Here is a 16203-nt window from a genome sequence, read left to right on the forward strand (position 1 = left end):
ATGTATCAGCATTGCCGTCGACCTTCGGCCCAAACGTACTTGATGTCACCGCACCAGACCTTGTTGGGGATGCTACGCTGAACTCTCGATCAAGTACGTTCGATATCAGGTCGCTCCACGGTGGCCTTTTTGTAGGCATGGGAGCCCAGTTGTTGCTGATCAGGTTCATCTCGCGCATCAACTTACGGACCTTGAATCGCCCGATTTGCGCGCCGTCCTCTTTCATCATCAGCATGATGCTTCGACTGCCCGCAGCGCTTCGGCTTTGGGTAAACAGTTCGTTCACATGGCGGCACAAAATCACCCGTTCGGCATCAGTGGACCGGCGTTTTCTACAGTACGCGTAGTAGCAAGATCGGGTGACTTAAAATACCGAGCACAACAGATCAACCGGCTCCTCGGAGCGAGGCTGATCGACTAACGCGAGCGCTCGTGCTCCTCGGCCATCAAGAGCGCGGTAGCCTTTTTTAGGATCGAATTTTCTCGTTCCAGACGATTGATTCGGGCTACCAGTTCTTGGATTTTTGCTGCTCAGGTGTTAACACCTTGCTGGTCGGGGTGACACCGCCACGCTCCTGCTGGAGCTGGCTGACCCGCCGACGCCATACTGATTCAACTAACCCGAGCGACTGGGCTGCCTCAATGTAGCTATAGCCCTGGTCGAGCACCAGGCTGGCGGCTTCACGTTTTAATTCGGGGGTAAAGGTACGCCGTTGCTTGGTCATTGGACGCCTCTCTATGGCGAGCATTCTCCCCTAAATGGGTGTCCGGTCTCATTAGACCACTACAAACTGCTTCAATGCTGCCATCATCCCGATGACCAAAACGGCTAGCCCAATCGCAGACGTCCATTGGGCTGAAGGGCTTTCTGAAAACCAAGAACCTTTAACGGGGTACTTCCCCAGGGTGAGGGCCTTCATAAAAGGCCAGCCGATAGGAAAGCAAATCGCCTGGAAAACAAAGTCAGCCAATACATCCAATAGTTCACTCAAAGCCCGGCCCCCACTGAATTACCAGCCTTAAAGCTTAATCATGCTATTCCAGCTTGGCGATGACAAAGGGAATCGACGGGCAAGAACGCGTATCACCCATCGCCTGGCGACAGCGTACTGGCCCGCAAGAACGTACGTCACAAAAGTGTTTTCGAGGGCTTCAGAGAATGGCTCTGAGAAGCTCCTAGACCCCCTTGCTTTGAATCAGTCAGATCCGCCTTGACGCCATGCTCTCGGGCTAAATTTTTTGCGAGTCAATTGTCGGGTAAGTAAGTCCCATAAGAGTTGTCTATTGCACATAGCCACTTTCCTAGGCTCTGCCGAAATACATAGGTCGCCAGGCGCGTAATCTCGGTTTTTGTACCGGCATCATCGGTGGCTTAGCCGTGTCTCCAGGATAGCCAGCGCTACATCACCGGCCGGTATAACCTGCATCTCCCTGCGTGACGACTATGCGGTGATTAAAGTGCTCTGCAATGGCGATAAAGGCGAGGTGAATAGTGTTCTTGCCTGTCACGGTCAACCCGGGCTTGACCACGAGACATGCATCCTCAGCATAAAACCCCATCAGTTCATCAAAACCTTCAGCAGTAATGGCCGGTCAGCCGCTTCAATTGTCTCTTTTAGAATCTGGGTAAGTGCTTCCATTCCTGTCTTCCTGATCAAGCCCGGGGCTCAGGAGCGCCCAGGTGTTTCCATAACTGCGGCTTACCCGCCCCCACTATCGCCTCCAACAATAGCCACTATCACCCATCGCACATTCTCTTCACCGGCTCGGCTATCGAAAATAGCGGCTACTTCCCTGCCCTCCGGCACACGCCGCTATAAGGTAAACGTCCATGCGCTTCACATGCTTTCCCATAAGCTTGATCGCGTTATCACTCCTGGCGGGCTGTGCAACAGCCCCCAACGAACCGACCCTCACGTTGGAAACGGCAAAATCCCCGGAGTCTTACGCCGCGTGCCTGATGCCCAAGCTGCAAGGCAATGCGCTGCGGCCGGAGTTGTCCCAAACCCAGCGAAATTACCGGATCGTGGTGCCGAGTTCGATTGCGGCAGACAACGTCATCGATGCCTACAAGGCGGCCCGCGGTGGCAAGGTGTTCGTGTACGAACGCAGCCTGATCGGCTCTGGCTTTTCGCAGGCGGCCAAAGAATGTGCGTGAGGCGTGGCCCGTAACTCAATTGCTCTGCTTCCACGCCTGACTGCCATTCTGCATATACCATGGCATTCCCCTGCACCACTGGGCACGCAAGGAGTGCTTCTGGATGACCTTTAACGGCCCCACCCAAGTCATCACGCGTATTGCCTCACCCGAAGACGCCTTGTCCCTCGGGCTGCTTGGCATACAGGTTTTTCTCGATACTTATGCCACTGAAGGCGTTCGCGACTCGATCGCCCAGGCAGCATTGGATGCCTTCTCGCCCGCCACTCTTTCAAACGTCATGGCCACGCCTGGCACCTTACTGGTGGTCGCGGAGATCAATCATCATCTTGTAGGTTTCGCGCAGATCGCCCTGCATACCGAACATAACCTGATTGCCAATTCGAACGCCGCGCAGCTGCAACGTTTATATGTTCAGGAGCGGTTCACCGGCAAAGGTATTGGGTTCGCATTACTTCAAAGTGCTGAGCGCCACGCCCGGCTAGGCGGCGCGCCCCTGCTTTGGGCCACGGTCTGGGTTGGGAACCCGCGGGCGCTCGGCTTTTATCCTCGGCAGGGCTATGAGTACCTGGGCCCTACCTCCTACACCCTTCAAAACGAGACGCATGAGAACGCGCTGTTTGCCAAGTTTTTTGAATGACTTGGCGCCCTGTAGCGCGTAAACCTGCTTGGCTATGTCGAAGGCGGCGGTTCAGGCTCCCAGGTATCGAAGCACTTTATGGATCTCGGAAACCACCTGCATCGTTGCGTCTTCGACCGTGCCTTCATTACGGCAAAGCACCCAGCCATGCTCTGCCACCGCACGCTCGAACGCTTGGGTACAAGCGACATGCTCTTCCAGCGTATGCATCACCGTACTGCTAAGCCCACGCGTGCGTGCCGCTGCCCTCCTCCATGAAATATCTGGAGCGGTGACGACCCCAACATGCAGGTCTGGCACTTGCACGTTCCGCTCAATGTTCAACTTCAAGATGTCTGCGAACGGGATTATCCGGCGAAAGGCGGCATCCGACGGGTACCAGCGATCGATCAAAATGATGCTGCCCGGTGGTTGTTTAGCCACCACGTGTTGGGAAATCCAAGTGCGGCTATCCGCTAAGCGCTCGCAAACCCCCAGCTCCAAATCCCGGCTGGGGTTTCTAACGAGTGTGTTAACGAGGGCCATCGTTTGGCCCCGGCAAGGGTCACTTTTCTTCTCGCAAAGGCGGATTACCTTCCTGCTGTCGGCCCTCAGCACTTTGGTGACGGCCTCCAACAGGGTGGTTTTTCCGGTGCCTTTGGGGCCATCCACAGAAATGAACAAAGAACGATTCATCGTTCAGATGATGCCAGCCCAGCCACCCTCCCCCTGGCCGCGTGCAACTTCTTATAACTCTCGATCAACCGCAGATGCCTATCCAGCCCCTCGAGCTTCATGCTGGTGGGGGTCAGGCCGTGGAAGCGTACGCTGCCGTCCAGCGAGCCCAGCGCCGCATCCATGCGTGCGTCGCCGAACATCCGGCGGAAATTGGCCTCGTAGTCGGCGATATCCAACTCGTCGTCCAGCTTCACTTCCAGCACCACGTTCAACGCCTGGTAGAACAGCCCGCGCTCGACGGTGTTGTCGTTGAACTGCAGGAAGGTTTCCACCAGTTCTTTGGCGTCCTCGAAGCGCTTCAAGGCCAGCTGGATCAGCAGTTTGAGTTCAAGCAGGGTCAACTGGCCCCAGACGGTGTTGTCGTCGAACTCCACCCCGATCAGCGTGGTGATGGTGGTGTAGTCATCCACGTCGCAGTTTTCCAGGCGCTTGAGCAAGGCCTTGAGGCGTGCATCGTTAAGGCTGTGCAGGGTCAGGATGTCTTCGCGGAACCGCAACGCCTTGTTGGTGTTGTCCCAGATGAGGTCTTCCACCGGGTAGATTTCCGAATAACCCGGCACCAGGATGCGGCAGGCGGTGGCGCCCAGGTGCTCGTACACCGCCATGTACACTTCATGGCCCAGGCTTTCGAGGATGCCGAACAGGGCGGCGGCTTCCTCTGCGTTGGAATCTTCGCCGTGGCTGGAGAAGTCCCACTCCACGAACTCGAAATCGGCCTTGGCGCTGAAGAAACGCCACGACACGACCCCGCTGGAGTCGATGAAGTGCTCCACGAAGTTGTTCGGCTCGGTCAGCGCGTGGCTTTCGAAGGTGGGCTGAGGCAGGTCGTTCAGGCCTTCGAAACTGCGGCCTTGCAGCAGCTCGGTCAGGCTGCGCTCCAGCGCCACTTCAAGGCTCGGGTGCGCGCCGAAGGACGCGAACACGCCGCCGGTGCGCGGGTTCATCAGGGTCACGCACATCACCGGGAACTCGCCGCCCAGGGACGCGTCCTTCACCAGCACTGGGAAGCCCTGCGCTTCGAGCCCTTGAATGCCAGCGAGGATGCCGGGGTATTTCGCCAGCACCGCCTGTGGCACGTCCGGCAGGCAGAGTTCGCCTTCGAGGATCTCGCGTTTCACCGCCCGCTCGAAGATTTCCGACAAGCACTGCACCTGCGCCTCGGCGAGCGTATTGCCGGCGCTCATGCCATTGCTCAGGTACAGGTTCTCGATCAGGTTGGAAGGGAAATACACCACCTCGCCGTCGGATTGGCGCACGAATGGCAACGAGCAAATGCCCCGCTGCACGTTACCGGAGTTGGTGTCGTACAGGTGGGAGCCACGCAGTTCCTCATCCGGGTTGTAGATGCCCAGGCAGTGGGCATCGAGTATCTCGGCGGGCAAGGCGTCTCTCGGGCCCGGCTTGAACCAGCGTTCATCCGGGTAATGCACGAAGTCGGCATTGGCGAGTTCTTCGCCCCAGTACTGGTCGTTATAGAAGAAGTTGCAGTTCAAGCGCTCGATGAACTCGCCCAAGGCCGAGGCCAGCGCGCTTTCCTTGGTCGAGCCCTTGCCGTTGGTGAAGCACATCGGCGACTGCGCGTCGCGTACATGCAGCGACCACACATTGGGCACGATATTGCGCCACGACGCGATTTCGATCTTCATGCCCAGGCCCGCCAGGATCTGCGACATGTTGGCGATGGTCTGTTCCAGGGGCAGGTCCTTGCCCGGGATATAAGTGCTGGCGCCGGCGTCCGTGTCGAGCATCAACAGTGCCTGGGCGTCGGCATCGAGGTTTTCCACCTCCTCGATCACGAACTCGGGCCCGGTTTGCACGACCTTCTTCACCGTGCAACGGTCGATGGAGCGCAAGATGCCTTGGCGGTCTTTTTCCGAGATGTCCGCGGGCAACTCCACCTGGATCTTGAAGATCTGGTTGTAACGGTTTTCCGGGTCCACGATGTTGTTCTGCGACAGCCGAATGTGCTCGGTGGGGATATCGCGGGTCTGGCAGTACAGCTTCACGAAGTACGCCGCGCACAGCGCCGAAGACGCCAGGAAATAATCGAAGGGGCCCGGGGCGGAGCCGTCGCCCTTGTAGCGGATAGGCTGATCGGCGATGACGGTGAAGTCATCGAACTTGGCTTCCAGGCGAAGGTTATCGAGGAAGTTAACTTTTATTTCCATGCGGGGTTACCACGAAAAGGGTCAAGAGCTTGCCGGCCATTATCCATCATCTGCGCAGAACGCGGACGGGCATTTGCCTGAGGGTGACCGAAGCGATCATTCGCGTTGAACGTCAGTCATAAGTGAGGATGATCCACGGCACTCATGCGCCTGCCCGAACTCCATCCCACACTCCGCTTGTCATTCCGAGGCTTTCCCATGACTGCTGCCAAGATTCCCCCCCAGATGACCGCCATTGAGATCCGCCAGCCGGGCGGGCCGGAGGCATTGACCGCGACCCAGCGCCCTACCCCTCAACCGGGCGCGCGGGAGGTGCTGATCCATGTACGCGCCGCCGGCGTGAATGGCCCGGACGTGCTTCAGCGCAAGGGCCTGTACGACCCGCCGCCGGGCGCTTCGGACATCCCCGGGCTGGAGATCGCCGGCGAGGTGGTCGCCGTGGGCACACAGGTGAGTGAATTCACCATTGGCGATAGCGTCATGGCACTGGTGCCGGGCGGCGGTTACGCCGAATACGCCGTGGCCGACGAGCGCACTACCCTGCACGTGCCGGAGGGCCTGAGCCTGGTGGAAGCCGCCGCGGTGCCGGAATCCTTCATGACGGTATGGGCCAACCTGTTCCAGCGCGGGCAGTTCAAGGCAGGCGAAACGGTGCTGATTCACGGTGGCGCTTCGGGGATCGGTACCAGTGCGACGATGCTCGCCAAAGCGTTCGGCGCCTCGACGATCTTCACCACAGTCAAGAACGAGCAGCAGCAAGCCGCCAGCAAGCGCCTCGGGGCGGACCACGCCATCAACTACACCGAGCAGGATTTCGTTGCCGAAGTGATGCGGCTGACCGATAAGCGCGGCGTGGACGTGGTGGTCGACATCATCGCCGGGGACTACGTCGCTCGTAACTTCCAAGCCGCCGCCATGAATGGCCGCATCGTGCAGATCGGCGTGGCCAAGGGGCCTGCGACCAACGTCGACCTGTTCCCGATGTTGGCCAAGCGCCTGACGCACATTGGCTCGACCCTGCGCTCGCGCAGCCACGACGAGAAAAAGCTCATCATCGACGAGCTCGAAGCCCAGGTTTGGCCGCACATCCGCAAGGGTGAGGTGAAGCCGCTGATCTTCAAGACCTTCGACCTGAAAAACGCGCGGGCCGCCCATGAATTGATGGACTCGCGCGGGCATATCGGCAAGATCGTGCTGGTGAACGAGGCCTGACGGGTGGGCCGGCTCGCCACCAACGGTGGCGGGCCGCCTGGCTGCGGGCTCGATCTTGCGATTGCGCCACCGCTATCACTCGAGATTTTCCGAAGGCGGCAGATAACCTGTCGTAGCCCCTCCGACCTCTTCGGGAATGCCCCTTCGATGAATCTCCGCTCATTACGCATCGCTCCTCGTGCCGCATTGTGCTTTGGCACCATTACGTTGTTCCTGATGCTGCTGGGCGCGTTTGCCTTCGAGCAGATCAAGGAGCTGCGCTCGACCGAACAAACGATGGAATCCGACTGGCTGGCCAGCATCCAGACGGCGGACGATATTCAAGTAGCGCTGCTGCACACCCGCCTCGAAAGCCTCAGGCTGCTGGCCAGCAATGACCCGGCGGCGGAGAGCACGGCGATCCAGCAGATCCAGCTCAACCGCGACCTGATGAATGACCGCACCACCTTCTACCGCGATCATTTGATTTCCAATGAAGCCGAACGCGCCGGCTTCGAGCACGCCGCGCAGTTGATGAAGGCGTACCTGGATGGGCTGGACCACGTGGTGGCCCTGGCGCAAACCAGCCGCGACCAGGCCATCGCCCTGGCCAACAGCGACCAGCGCCAGCGCGCTCAGGCTTACCAGGAGACGCTCAGTGCCCTGCGCGAAGCCAATGCCAACGGTGCCAAGCAAGCTGGCCAGTACGCCGCGGGCATCTACCAACACAGCATCCAGGTGATGCTGATGATCATGCTGTTGGCCGTGGCCAGTACCCTGGTTCTGGCCTGGCGCCTGACCCGCAGCCTGTCCCAACCGATCAACGCCTCGCTGAAGGTGGCCAACGCCATCGCCACCGGAGAGTTGACCGCAACTATCGACCAGGCAGGTGCCGACGAAGCGGCCGGCCTGATGCGCGCACTGGCACAGATGCAAGGCAACCTCAAAGACACCCTCCACGGGATTTCCAGTTCTTCGGCCCGCCTGAACGCCGCGGCCGGAACCATGAACGGCGTGACTCACCAGACCAGCCAGACGCTTTCCCGGCAGAACGCCGAGATCGATCAGGCAGCCACGGCGGTTACCCAGATGAGCGCCGCGGTCGAAGAAGTGGCGCGCAACGCGGCCTCGACCTCCGAATCCGCGCGGCAGTCCTGCAGTGCGGCGGTCGCCGGTAACGAAGAGGTGAAAAAGACCCTCGGCGCCATGCAGCGGCTGACTCAACAGGTACAGAAAACCTCGACGCAGGTCGAAGGCCTGGCCAGCCAGGCCCAGGGCATCAGCAAGGTCCTCGGGGTAATCGGCGCCATCGCCGAGCAAACCAACTTGCTGGCGCTCAACGCCGCTATCGAGGCGGCCCGTGCGGGTGAGCAAGGCCGGGGCTTCGCGGTGGTGGCGGATGAGGTGCGGGCGCTGGCGCATCGTACCCAGGCGTCGACGCGGGAAATCGAACAGATGATCGGTGCCATCCAGGCGGGCTCGTCCGATGCGGTCGGGGCCATGCAGGACAGCACGGCACAGGTCCATGAAACCTTTGAGATCGCACAAGCCGCGGGCACCGCGCTCAACGATATCCTGCAGGCGGTGAAGTTGATCGAAGACCGCAACTCGCAGATCGCCGCGGCCTCCGAGCAGCAGGCCCATGTGTCCCGCGAAGTCGACCGCAACCTGGTGAGCATCCGCGACCTGTCGCTGGCAACCGAAAGCGGCAACAAACAAACGGTGGACGCCGGCCAGCAACTTTCCAGCCTCGCTGGCGAGCTGGAAACCCTGGTGCGGCGCTTCAAGTTTGCGTAGCGGCGCCGCTCCTTGGTAGGGCGGCGCGGTCAAGCAAGGGGCGCTAGCCCGCTCTCTTCAGCGGGTGCGCCCTGCCGCTGCCCGCCACAGCCGGGCAATGTCCGCCGCCCGCGCACGCAGCAACCCGGCGGCCTCGCCGCAAGCCTGCTCCAGGCTCAGCGGGCCCGACGGCAAGGCGAACGCCGCATCCACGCCGTGGGCATACATCTGCTCGTAGCCCTCGCCCAAGGTGCCGGCGATGACCACCACCGGCACCTGATGCCGTTGGGCAATGCGGGCCACGCCGAAGGGGGTTTTACCGCGCAGGGTCTGGGCGTCGAAACGGCCCTCGCCGGTGATCACCAAATCGGCACCCTGCACGGCGCGGTCAAGGCCAACCAACTCCGCGACCACCTCTACCCCCGGCCGGAACTGCGCCGCCAGAAACGCCTTGGCGGCAAAGCCCAGGCCGCCTGCCGCGCCGCTGCCGGGCTCGTCCCGCACATCCCGGGGAAGAACACTAGCGCAGTGCTCGGCGAAGTGCCCCAGGGCGGCATCGAGCTGGGCGACCTGCGTAGGGGTCGCCCCTTTCTGCGGGCCGAAAATGGCTGAGGCGCCGTGGGGCCCGCACAGCGGATTATTCACGTCCGCGGCGATCTCGAAACGCACCTGGGCCAGGCGAGGGTCCATGTGCGTGAGGTCGATGCGCGCCAAATCCGCCAACGCCAAGCCGCCCCGGGCCAACGGCTCCCCCTGGGCGTCCAGCAAGCGTACCCCCAGCGCCTGCATGGCCCCGGCGCCGCCGTCATTGGTAGCGCTGCCGCCGATGGCCAGGATGATCCGCCGCGCCCCGGCATCCAGGGCTGCGCGGATCAATTCCCCGGTGCCGAAGGTGCTGCTCGCGCAGGCGTCGCGGCGGCCTGGGGCGACCAGCTGCAAGCCGCTGGCCTCGGCCATTTCGATGATCGCGGTGTGGCTTTCGGCCAACCAGCCCCAGCGTGCCTCCACCGAGCTGCCCAGCGGCCCCTGCACGCGATGGCTGCGCACTGTGCCTTGGCAAGCGGCCAATACGGCGTCTACCGTCCCCTCCCCGCCGTCTGCCATCGGGCACTGGAGCAACCGCGCATCCGGCCAAACCTGCGCCAGGCCTTGGGCGATCGCCGCGGCGGCTGCGGCGGCGCTCAGGCTGTCCTTGAAGGAGTCTGGTGCGATAACGATGTTCATGGGCGTTCTCCGGTTTTTATGGTGCCCATGCTGCCAGCTGGTCGCGGCAATGACGCCTGTCCGATGCACAAGCGTGAGTGGGGTTCGTTGGTCATTTCTACAAAACGCCGGGCAATAGCTGCACGCCCAGGTACAGCGCGAGCATGCCGTCGAGGGTCAGCGGGTCCACCGCGCTGAGTTCGGCAATGCGCTCCATGCGATAACGCAGGCTGTTGCGGTGGATGCCCAGGGCATCCGCGCAGGCCTGGCTCTGGCCATCATGCGCGCACCAACTGCGCAGGGTAGCCAGCAGTTGGCCGTTGCTGTCCTTGGCCAACACCCGGCGTAATGGGTCGAGCAGTTCCTCGACGGCGTCGTTGTCGCGGTGGGGCCACAGCAGCACCGGCAAGCGATAGCGCGTAAGGCTCAGCAGGCGCGTGTGCGGCAGCACTTCGCGGCCATAGGCAAGCAGGTCCCCTACCCTGCGATAACCCCGGCGCAGCCCCGCCAGCCCGTGGGCAGGCACGCCTACCGCAACCCGCAGAACGTTCCAGCTGAGGGCCTCGAGCTTGTCCAACAGGCGCGGGTCGTCCACGGTGCTGGACGCGGGCCGGCACCACAGCAAGGACATCGGCGCGGAGCTCACGCACCAGCTGTCTGGGTAACGCGCCGTCAACCAGGCGGCCAGGGCATCGGCCGCCTGCCCGGGCCCCAGCTCGAACAGGTAGGGGATGCGCGGCAGCTGCGGCTTGAGCCCCAGCTGCTGCGCTTCGTCCACCAGGCGCGGCGAATCTCCCTGCTCCGCCAGCAGCAGCGCCAGCAGGTCAGCGCAGCGCTGGCGCCGCCAGTGCTGCTCGGCCTGCTGGTGGCGCTGGCTCACCAGCATCTCGGCAGTCATGCGCACCAGCTCGGCGTAGGTGCGCAACTGTGCTGGTTCTCCGGTGATCCCCAGCACGCCGATCAACCGCTGGTCGTGCAACAGCGGCAGGTTGATACCCGGCTGCACGCCTTTGAGGTGCTTGGCCGTGTGGCCGTCGATCTCCACCACACGGCCGTTGGCGAGTACCAGCTGCGCCCCTTCATGGCGGGTGTTGATGCGCCCAGGCTCGCCACTGCCAAGGATCAGCCCCTGGCTGTCCATCACGTTGACGTTGTACGGAAGAATGGCCATCGTTCGATCAACGATCTCCTGCGCCAAGTCGTTATCCAGCTCGAACATGGACCCTAATCCCTTCGAAAACGGCTAGTTGTAAGGTTGTTCAACGGCACAACCGCAATCATTGGCCACTGTGCGCGGGCACAAAGACAGGGCTGCCCCAATGGCCGAGACTCAACGGGCGAGCATCGCAACCCTCGCCGCGCCAAAAATCATAATAAAGAGAGAATGCCATGTTACAGAGTGCCGCCGCTCCGCTGGCCAATGAGAACGGTAAACACGCCGTCTACAAGCGCATCACCCTGCGCCTGATCCCGTTCATTTTCGTGTGTTACCTGTTCAACTACCTGGACCGCGTCAACGTCGGCTTCGCCAAGCTGCAAATGCTCGACGCCTTGAAGTTCAGCGAGACGGTGTACGGCCTGGGTGCCGGCATTTTCTTTATCGGTTACGTGCTGTGCGGCGTGCCGAGCAACCTGGCGTTGACCCGCTTCGGGCCGCGGCGCTGGATCGCCCTGATGATGATAGCCTGGGGCACCTTGTCCACCTGCCTGCTGTTCGTGACCACGCCCACGCACTTCTACGTGCTGCGGCTGTTCACCGGCGCCGCCGAGGCTGGGTTCTTCCCTGGCGTGGTGCTGTACCTCTCGCAGTGGTTCCCGACCTTCCGCCGCGGGCGAATCATGGCGCTGTTCATGTCGGCGATTCCGGTGTCCGGCTTGCTCGGCAGCCCGCTGTCGGGGTGGATCTTGAACCACTTCGCCGTAGGCCAGGGCGGGCTGGCCGGCTGGCAGTGGATGTTCCTGCTGCAAGGTGTGCCTACGGTCATCCTCGGTGCTCTGGCGTACTTCCTGCTCAGCGATAACTTCGCCGCCGCCAAATGGCTCACCGCCCACGAGCGTTCAGTGCTGGAGGCCGACCAGGCCACAGACCTGGCCAACACGCCCAAAACCACCAGCGACTCCCTGCTACAAGTGTTCAAGAACCCGGCGATCTGGGCCTTCGGCCTGGTCTACTTCTGCATCCAGAGCGGGGTATATGCGATCAACTTCTGGTTGCCCTCGATCATCAAGAACATGGGCTTCGCGGATAACCTGGTGATCGGCTGGCTGAGCGCGATCCCTTACCTGTTGGCCGCGGTGTTCATGCTGCTGGTGGGCCGCTCGGCGGACCTGCGCAAGGAGCGCCGCTGGCACCTGGTGGTGCCCATGCTGATGGGCGCCGTTGGGCTGGTGATCGCGGTGAGCTTCGCCAGCACCCCGGCCATTGCGATCCTCGGCCTGACCATCGCCACCATGGGTGCCCTCACCGGCCTGCCGATGTTCTGGCCGGTGCCCACGGCGCTGCTCAGCGCCAGCGCGGCGGCCGGTGGCCTGGCGTTGATCAACTCCATGGGGCAGCTGGCAGGCTTTCTCAGCCCGTATATCGTGGGGTTCGTGAAGGACGCCACCGGGTCGACGGACATGGCGCTGTACCTGCTGGCGGGGGTGATCGTGGCGGGTAGCGGGCTGGCCTTGCGCATGACGCGGCGGTTGCGGGTGTAGTGGCCCGATGGGAGGGAATGAGCTCGCCGCCTGGCGCGCTCGGTCGAGCACCACGGTGCCTATCGTCCTCACCGTATGGGTGGTTGCTAGTTGCCATGGGTTAGTCGTTTAAGGGTGCACCGAAGCCGTTAAATGCAGTGCACGGTCGGTGTTGCACGCCATCGCACACCCGCTCGCACCCCATGCGAACAATCCTCCGGCGCCTCCAACAAACCGCCAGGGCCCAGGCGCCCGCGTGCAGCGGCACGCGCCCGGTGTTAACGTCCACCCGTGGCACCGAGCGGTGCTCAGCACTTTCAATCGCCAGGAACAGCACGCCCATGCCTCGTTTCGCCGCCAACCTCAGCATGCTGTACCCCGAATACGACTTTCTCGAGCGTTTCGCCGCGGCCGCCGCCGATGGCTTCGAAGCCGTGGAGTACTTGTTCCCTTATGCCTATAGCGCCCGTGAATTGAAGCAGCGCCTGGACGACCACGGCTTGGCGCAGGTGCTGTTCAACGCGCCGCCTGGCGAGCTGGCCGCGAATGAACGCGGCACGGCCTCGCTGCCTGGGCGTGAGGCGGAATTTCGCGCCGGGTTCGAGCAGGCACTGGACTATGCCGCCGTGCTAGGCAACGACCGTATCCATGTGATGGCCGGCCTACTGCCGCCTGGCGCAGACCGCGCCCGTCATCACGCCACCTACCTGGAAAACCTCGGTTTCGCCGCCGCGGCCGCCGCCAAGGCGGGCGTTACCGTGTTGATCGAGCCCATCAACACCCGGGACATCCCGGGCTTTTTCCTCAACCATCAGGCACAGGCCCAAGCGGTGTGCAACGAGGTGGGCCAGCCCAATCTCAAGGTCCAGTTCGACATTTACCACTGTCAGATCATGGAGGGCGACGTCGCGACCACGCTGCGCCGCGGCTTCACCGATGTGGGCCACATCCAGATTGCGGGCGTGCCTGACCGGCAGGAACCGGACGCACAGAACGAAGTGAACTACCCCTTTATGTTTCAGCTCATCGATCAGCTGGGCTACAGCGGCTGGGTCGGTTGCGAATACCGCCCTCGCGGCAACACCAGCGAGGGCTTGCAGTGGTTGCGCGGCTGGCAGGCCCTGGCCCGCGGCCCTGGGCGTTAAGCCGCCGCGCCCGGGCCTGTCGGGCAATCGCCAGGCCGCCCCCCTTCGTCGGATAGCGCGTTGATCTTTGCTGCCGCGCCGCCTACAACAATTCGTTTCTCCCATTGAGCCGGAGTACCGAATGCTGGAGCTGCACACCGAACGCCTCAGTTTCCGCACGCTGGTCGAGGCCGACTGGCCGTTGTTCTACCGCCTTCATCGTGAACCCAAGACCATGCGCTACGTGTTCGGCGAGCTGGCCGACGCTGAGATACGTCGTGGCTTCGAACACCGGCTGCCCGCGTGGACCCCGCACGCCGAGCATTGGCTGTGCCTGGTGGCCAGCGAACGGGGTAGCGGCCAGGCGGTGGGCGTGACTGGGTTTCGCATCATGGCGCCGGGCCACGCCGAGGTCGGCACCTTGCTGGTGCCTGAGCACCAGGGGCGCGGCTACGGCACCGATTGCCGCCAGGCGATCATTGGCTATGCCCGGGACATCGGCTTGGAGTCGCTGGAGTCCACCGTGACCGATGGCAACGTGGCGTCCTGCCGGGTGTTGGAGAAGTGCGGGTTCGTGTTCGAACGGCGCGTAACCCATGCCCACCAGATCGATGGGCAGTGGTTCGACGACCTGATCTACCGCTACCGCATCGCTGCGGTATGAGGGTACTCCCCAACTGGTCCGTTGATCTTTGCCCCGATCCCCCTTACAACGGTCCATCCTCTTTCGCACCCGCAGGAGCGCTGGATGCTGGAACTGCACACAGAACGCCTCAGTTTCCGCACGCTGGTCGAGGCCGACTGGCCGCTGTTCTCAAGGCTTCACCGCGAACCACAGACCATGCAGTTCGTGTTCGGTGAAATCGCCGAGGCTGACGTGCGCCGCGGCTTCGAGCACCGCCTGCCGGCCTGGAGCCCGCAGGCCGAGCATTGGCTGTGCCTGGTGGTCACGGAGCTCGCCCGCGGCGAGGCGGTGGGGGTTTCCGGCCTGCGCATCCTGACGCCGGGCCACGCCGAACTGGGCACGCTGCTGCTGCCGGAATACCAGGGCCGCGGCTATGGCGCCGAGTGCTGCCAGGCGATGATCGACTACGCCCACGCCATTGGGCTTAGCTCGCTGGAGTCCACGGTGACGGATGGCAACGTGGCGTCCTGCCGGGTCATGGAAAAGTGTGGGTTCGTCTTCGAGCGCCGGGTGCCCCAGGCCTATCGAATTGGCGAGCAGTGGTTCGACGATCTGGTCTACCAATACGCCCTGGGCGCGGCGCGATGAGCCCGCCGCCCACGCCTAGCACCTGGGCTGCCCTGCGCGCCCTGCCCCGGATCACCCATTGGCTACTGCTGGGCATGGCCGGGGCGCGGGTCGCCTCCTTTATGATCTGGCCCTTTATCGCCGTGGCCATGAACAAACGCTTCGGCACCCCTATCACCGAGATCGGCGCGCAGTTGGCCATCGGCGCGCTGGTCACCATCGCCTTGTCGCCGCTCAGCGGCTGGCTGGGGGACCGCTTCGATGCGCGCAACCTGATGCTGGCAGGCTGCGCGTTGTGCATGGGGGGTTATGCACTGATGGGCCTGCTCCCCAGCCAGAGCAGTTACTTCGTAGCGATCGTCGTCTTTGCGGTGGCCCAGAGCATCCTTGAGCCGTTGCTACGGATGCTGTTGAGCGACACCGCCAGCAGCGACGCGCAACGTACCTTCCTGTTCCATATTCGCTATTACCTGATCAACTGCGCGGCGGCCATCGGCCCGCTGCTGGGGCTGTGGTTCGCCAACTGTGCCAGCGACGCGGTGTTCGCTGTCGCCGTCTGTGCCAACCTGGGCCTGGCGCTGGTGATCGCCAACGCCACCCGAGGGCGACACGCGCGGGCCGCGAAGGTGGTTTCACCGCCCCTGGCCACGGTGTTTCGCGCCCTGCTGGGGAGCAAGCTGCTGCTGACCGTCATCGTGATGAATTTCTTTCTGGTACTGCTCTATGCCCAGATCGACGAGCCGCTGACCTTCTACCTGCTGCAATTGCAGGTCCAGGACATCAACCACCTGATCGCCATGATGAGCGTTACCAACGCCGCGGTGGTGCTGGCGGTGCACCTGCTGCTCATGCCCCGGCTGATCGCCCTGGCGGACAAAACCGCGTACCTGGCGGCGCTGGCATGCATGATGGTTGCCCACGGGATCATTGCCGCCAACGTTCATGCCTGGTGGTTCGGCTGGCTGCTGGCGGTGATGTTCGCCACCTTCGCCGAGATCGTAGTCATGCCACTGTTCGGCACCCTGGTAGACCGCCTGGCGCCACCAGGCATGCGCGGCAGCTTCATCGGCATTTCCATGCTTGCCGGGCTGGGATCGGCGCTGTCGCCGTGGCTCGGTGCACTGGCCATCGCCAAGGTCGGCGGCGTGGGCTGGTTCTCGCTGTTGGCCATCGCCTGCGTGCCCATCGGCGTGCTCGGCTACCGCGCTCTGCAAGGTAGCCAACCGCAGGCACTGGCCGAGCCTGCGCCCTAAAGCGAACAGTTACCGGGCAACGTAGCGGTGGATGGTCTTTAC

14 protein-coding genes and 1 pseudogene are annotated in these 16203 nt (G+C 62.6%); 9 read left to right on the top strand and 6 right to left on the bottom strand.

Annotated features, from left to right (window positions below; all coding sequences use genetic code 11):
• Positions 1-17: 17 nt before the first annotated feature.
• Together OGL93_RS09550 and OGL93_RS09555 are read right to left on the bottom strand one after the other, a co-directional pair.
• Positions 18-725 (bottom strand): annotated as a pseudogene (locus OGL93_RS09550) (transposase); the annotation flags it as partial.
• Between the two features lie 51 nt (positions 726-776).
• Positions 777-992: a hypothetical protein gene (locus tag OGL93_RS09555; protein WP_263262396.1), complete on the bottom strand. Its 216-nt coding sequence runs from the start codon at positions 990-992 to the stop codon at positions 777-779.
• Between the two features lie 839 nt (positions 993-1831).
• On the opposite strand from OGL93_RS09555, the gene OGL93_RS09560 reads away from it, so the two are divergent.
• Positions 1832-2158, top strand: a complete 327-nt coding sequence (locus tag OGL93_RS09560) for a hypothetical protein (RefSeq protein ID WP_263262397.1) — start codon at positions 1832-1834, stop codon at positions 2156-2158.
• A 103-nt stretch (positions 2159-2261) separates the two neighbouring features.
• Entirely contained in the window at positions 2262-2798 is a 537-nt protein-coding gene (locus OGL93_RS09565; RefSeq protein ID WP_263262398.1) for a GNAT family N-acetyltransferase, read from the top strand.
• A 51-nt stretch (positions 2799-2849) separates the two neighbouring features.
• Here the strand turns inward: OGL93_RS09565 and OGL93_RS09570 are convergent, their stop codons facing one another.
• Together OGL93_RS09570 and OGL93_RS09575 are read right to left on the bottom strand one after the other, a co-directional pair.
• Positions 2850-3473 (bottom strand): dTMP kinase, encoded by a 624-nt coding sequence (locus OGL93_RS09570; protein ID WP_263262399.1) that lies wholly within the window; start codon positions 3471-3473, stop codon positions 2850-2852.
• On the bottom strand, positions 3470-5683 hold the full coding sequence (locus OGL93_RS09575) for an OsmC domain/YcaO domain-containing protein (protein WP_263262400.1): 2214 nt from the start codon (positions 5681-5683) through the stop codon (positions 3470-3472). Before OGL93_RS09575 ends, OGL93_RS09570 begins: the two co-directional genes overlap by 4 nt.
• A gap of 225 nt (positions 5684-5908) precedes the next feature.
• Between OGL93_RS09575 and OGL93_RS09580 the strand changes: the two genes are divergently transcribed.
• Both OGL93_RS09580 and OGL93_RS09585 read left to right on the top strand, forming a co-directional pair.
• On the top strand, positions 5909-6895 hold the full coding sequence (locus tag OGL93_RS09580) for an NAD(P)H-quinone oxidoreductase (protein WP_263262533.1): 987 nt from the start codon (positions 5909-5911) through the stop codon (positions 6893-6895).
• Positions 6896-7042: 147 nt separating this feature from the next.
• A complete protein-coding gene (locus tag OGL93_RS09585) occupies positions 7043-8671 on the top strand; it encodes a HAMP domain-containing methyl-accepting chemotaxis protein (protein ID WP_263262401.1) in 1629 nt (542 codons plus the stop codon).
• Between the two features lie 57 nt (positions 8672-8728).
• On the opposite strand, the gene OGL93_RS09590 is transcribed toward OGL93_RS09585, so the two are convergent.
• Positions 8729-9874, bottom strand: a complete 1146-nt coding sequence (locus OGL93_RS09590) for a glycerate kinase (RefSeq protein ID WP_263262402.1) — start codon at positions 9872-9874, stop codon at positions 8729-8731.
• Between the two features lie 97 nt (positions 9875-9971).
• On the bottom strand, positions 9972-11072 hold the full coding sequence (locus OGL93_RS09595) for a sugar diacid recognition domain-containing protein (protein WP_263262403.1): 1101 nt from the start codon (positions 11070-11072) through the stop codon (positions 9972-9974).
• Between the two features lie 170 nt (positions 11073-11242).
• On the opposite strand from OGL93_RS09595, the gene OGL93_RS09600 reads away from it, so the two are divergent.
• From OGL93_RS09600 to OGL93_RS09620, 5 genes are all read left to right on the top strand, one after another.
• Complete coding sequence (locus tag OGL93_RS09600; RefSeq protein ID WP_263262404.1) at positions 11243-12553, top strand: MFS transporter; 1311 nt, start codon at positions 11243-11245, stop codon at positions 12551-12553.
• A 320-nt stretch (positions 12554-12873) separates the two neighbouring features.
• Positions 12874-13677 (top strand): 2-oxo-tetronate isomerase, encoded by an 804-nt coding sequence (gene otnI, locus OGL93_RS09605; RefSeq protein ID WP_263262405.1) that lies wholly within the window; start codon positions 12874-12876, stop codon positions 13675-13677.
• Between the two features lie 121 nt (positions 13678-13798).
• On the top strand, positions 13799-14320 hold the full coding sequence (locus OGL93_RS09610; protein ID WP_263262406.1) for a GNAT family N-acetyltransferase: 522 nt from the start codon (positions 13799-13801) through the stop codon (positions 14318-14320).
• Between the two features lie 84 nt (positions 14321-14404).
• Positions 14405-14929 (top strand): GNAT family protein, encoded by a 525-nt coding sequence (locus tag OGL93_RS09615; protein WP_263262407.1) that lies wholly within the window; start codon positions 14405-14407, stop codon positions 14927-14929.
• Positions 14926-16161, top strand: coding sequence for an MFS transporter (locus OGL93_RS09620; protein WP_263262408.1), 1236 nt, complete (start codon positions 14926-14928; stop codon positions 16159-16161). The genes OGL93_RS09615 and OGL93_RS09620 overlap by 4 nt, the downstream gene beginning before the upstream one ends.
• Positions 16162-16203: the final 42 nt, after the last annotated feature.

The organism is Pseudomonas sp. RIT-PI-S (assembly GCF_025642975.1).
GTDB lineage: Bacteria > Pseudomonadota > Gammaproteobacteria > Pseudomonadales > Pseudomonadaceae > Aquipseudomonas.

What these genes read in the sequence shown, in the direction of transcription:
- OGL93_RS09585 (WP_263262401.1), top strand. Translation starts at nt 7,043, where the DNA reads ATGAATCTCCGCTCATTACGCATCGCTCCTCGTGCCGCATTGTGCTTT.
- OGL93_RS09610 (WP_263262406.1), top strand. Translation starts at nt 13,799, where the DNA reads ATGCTGGAGCTGCACACCGAACGCCTCAGTTTCCGCACGCTGGTCGAG.
- OGL93_RS09560 (WP_263262397.1), top strand. Translation starts at nt 1,832, where the DNA reads ATGCGCTTCACATGCTTTCCCATAAGCTTGATCGCGTTATCACTCCTG.
- OGL93_RS09565 (WP_263262398.1), top strand. Translation starts at nt 2,262, where the DNA reads ATGACCTTTAACGGCCCCACCCAAGTCATCACGCGTATTGCCTCACCC.
- OGL93_RS09580 (WP_263262533.1), top strand. Translation starts at nt 5,909, where the DNA reads ATGACCGCCATTGAGATCCGCCAGCCGGGCGGGCCGGAGGCATTGACC.
- OGL93_RS09620 (WP_263262408.1), top strand. Translation starts at nt 14,926, where the DNA reads ATGAGCCCGCCGCCCACGCCTAGCACCTGGGCTGCCCTGCGCGCCCTG.
- OGL93_RS09570 (WP_263262399.1), bottom strand. Translation starts at nt 3,473, where the DNA reads ATGAATCGTTCTTTGTTCATTTCTGTGGATGGCCCCAAAGGCACCGGA.
- OGL93_RS09575 (WP_263262400.1), bottom strand. Translation starts at nt 5,683, where the DNA reads ATGGAAATAAAAGTTAACTTCCTCGATAACCTTCGCCTGGAAGCCAAG.
- otnI (WP_263262405.1), top strand. Translation starts at nt 12,874, where the DNA reads ATGCCTCGTTTCGCCGCCAACCTCAGCATGCTGTACCCCGAATACGAC.
- OGL93_RS09595 (WP_263262403.1), bottom strand. Translation starts at nt 11,072, where the DNA reads ATGTTCGAGCTGGATAACGACTTGGCGCAGGAGATCGTTGATCGAACG.
- OGL93_RS09590 (WP_263262402.1), bottom strand. Translation starts at nt 9,874, where the DNA reads ATGAACATCGTTATCGCACCAGACTCCTTCAAGGACAGCCTGAGCGCC.
- OGL93_RS09600 (WP_263262404.1), top strand. Translation starts at nt 11,243, where the DNA reads ATGTTACAGAGTGCCGCCGCTCCGCTGGCCAATGAGAACGGTAAACAC.
- OGL93_RS09615 (WP_263262407.1), top strand. Translation starts at nt 14,405, where the DNA reads ATGCTGGAACTGCACACAGAACGCCTCAGTTTCCGCACGCTGGTCGAG.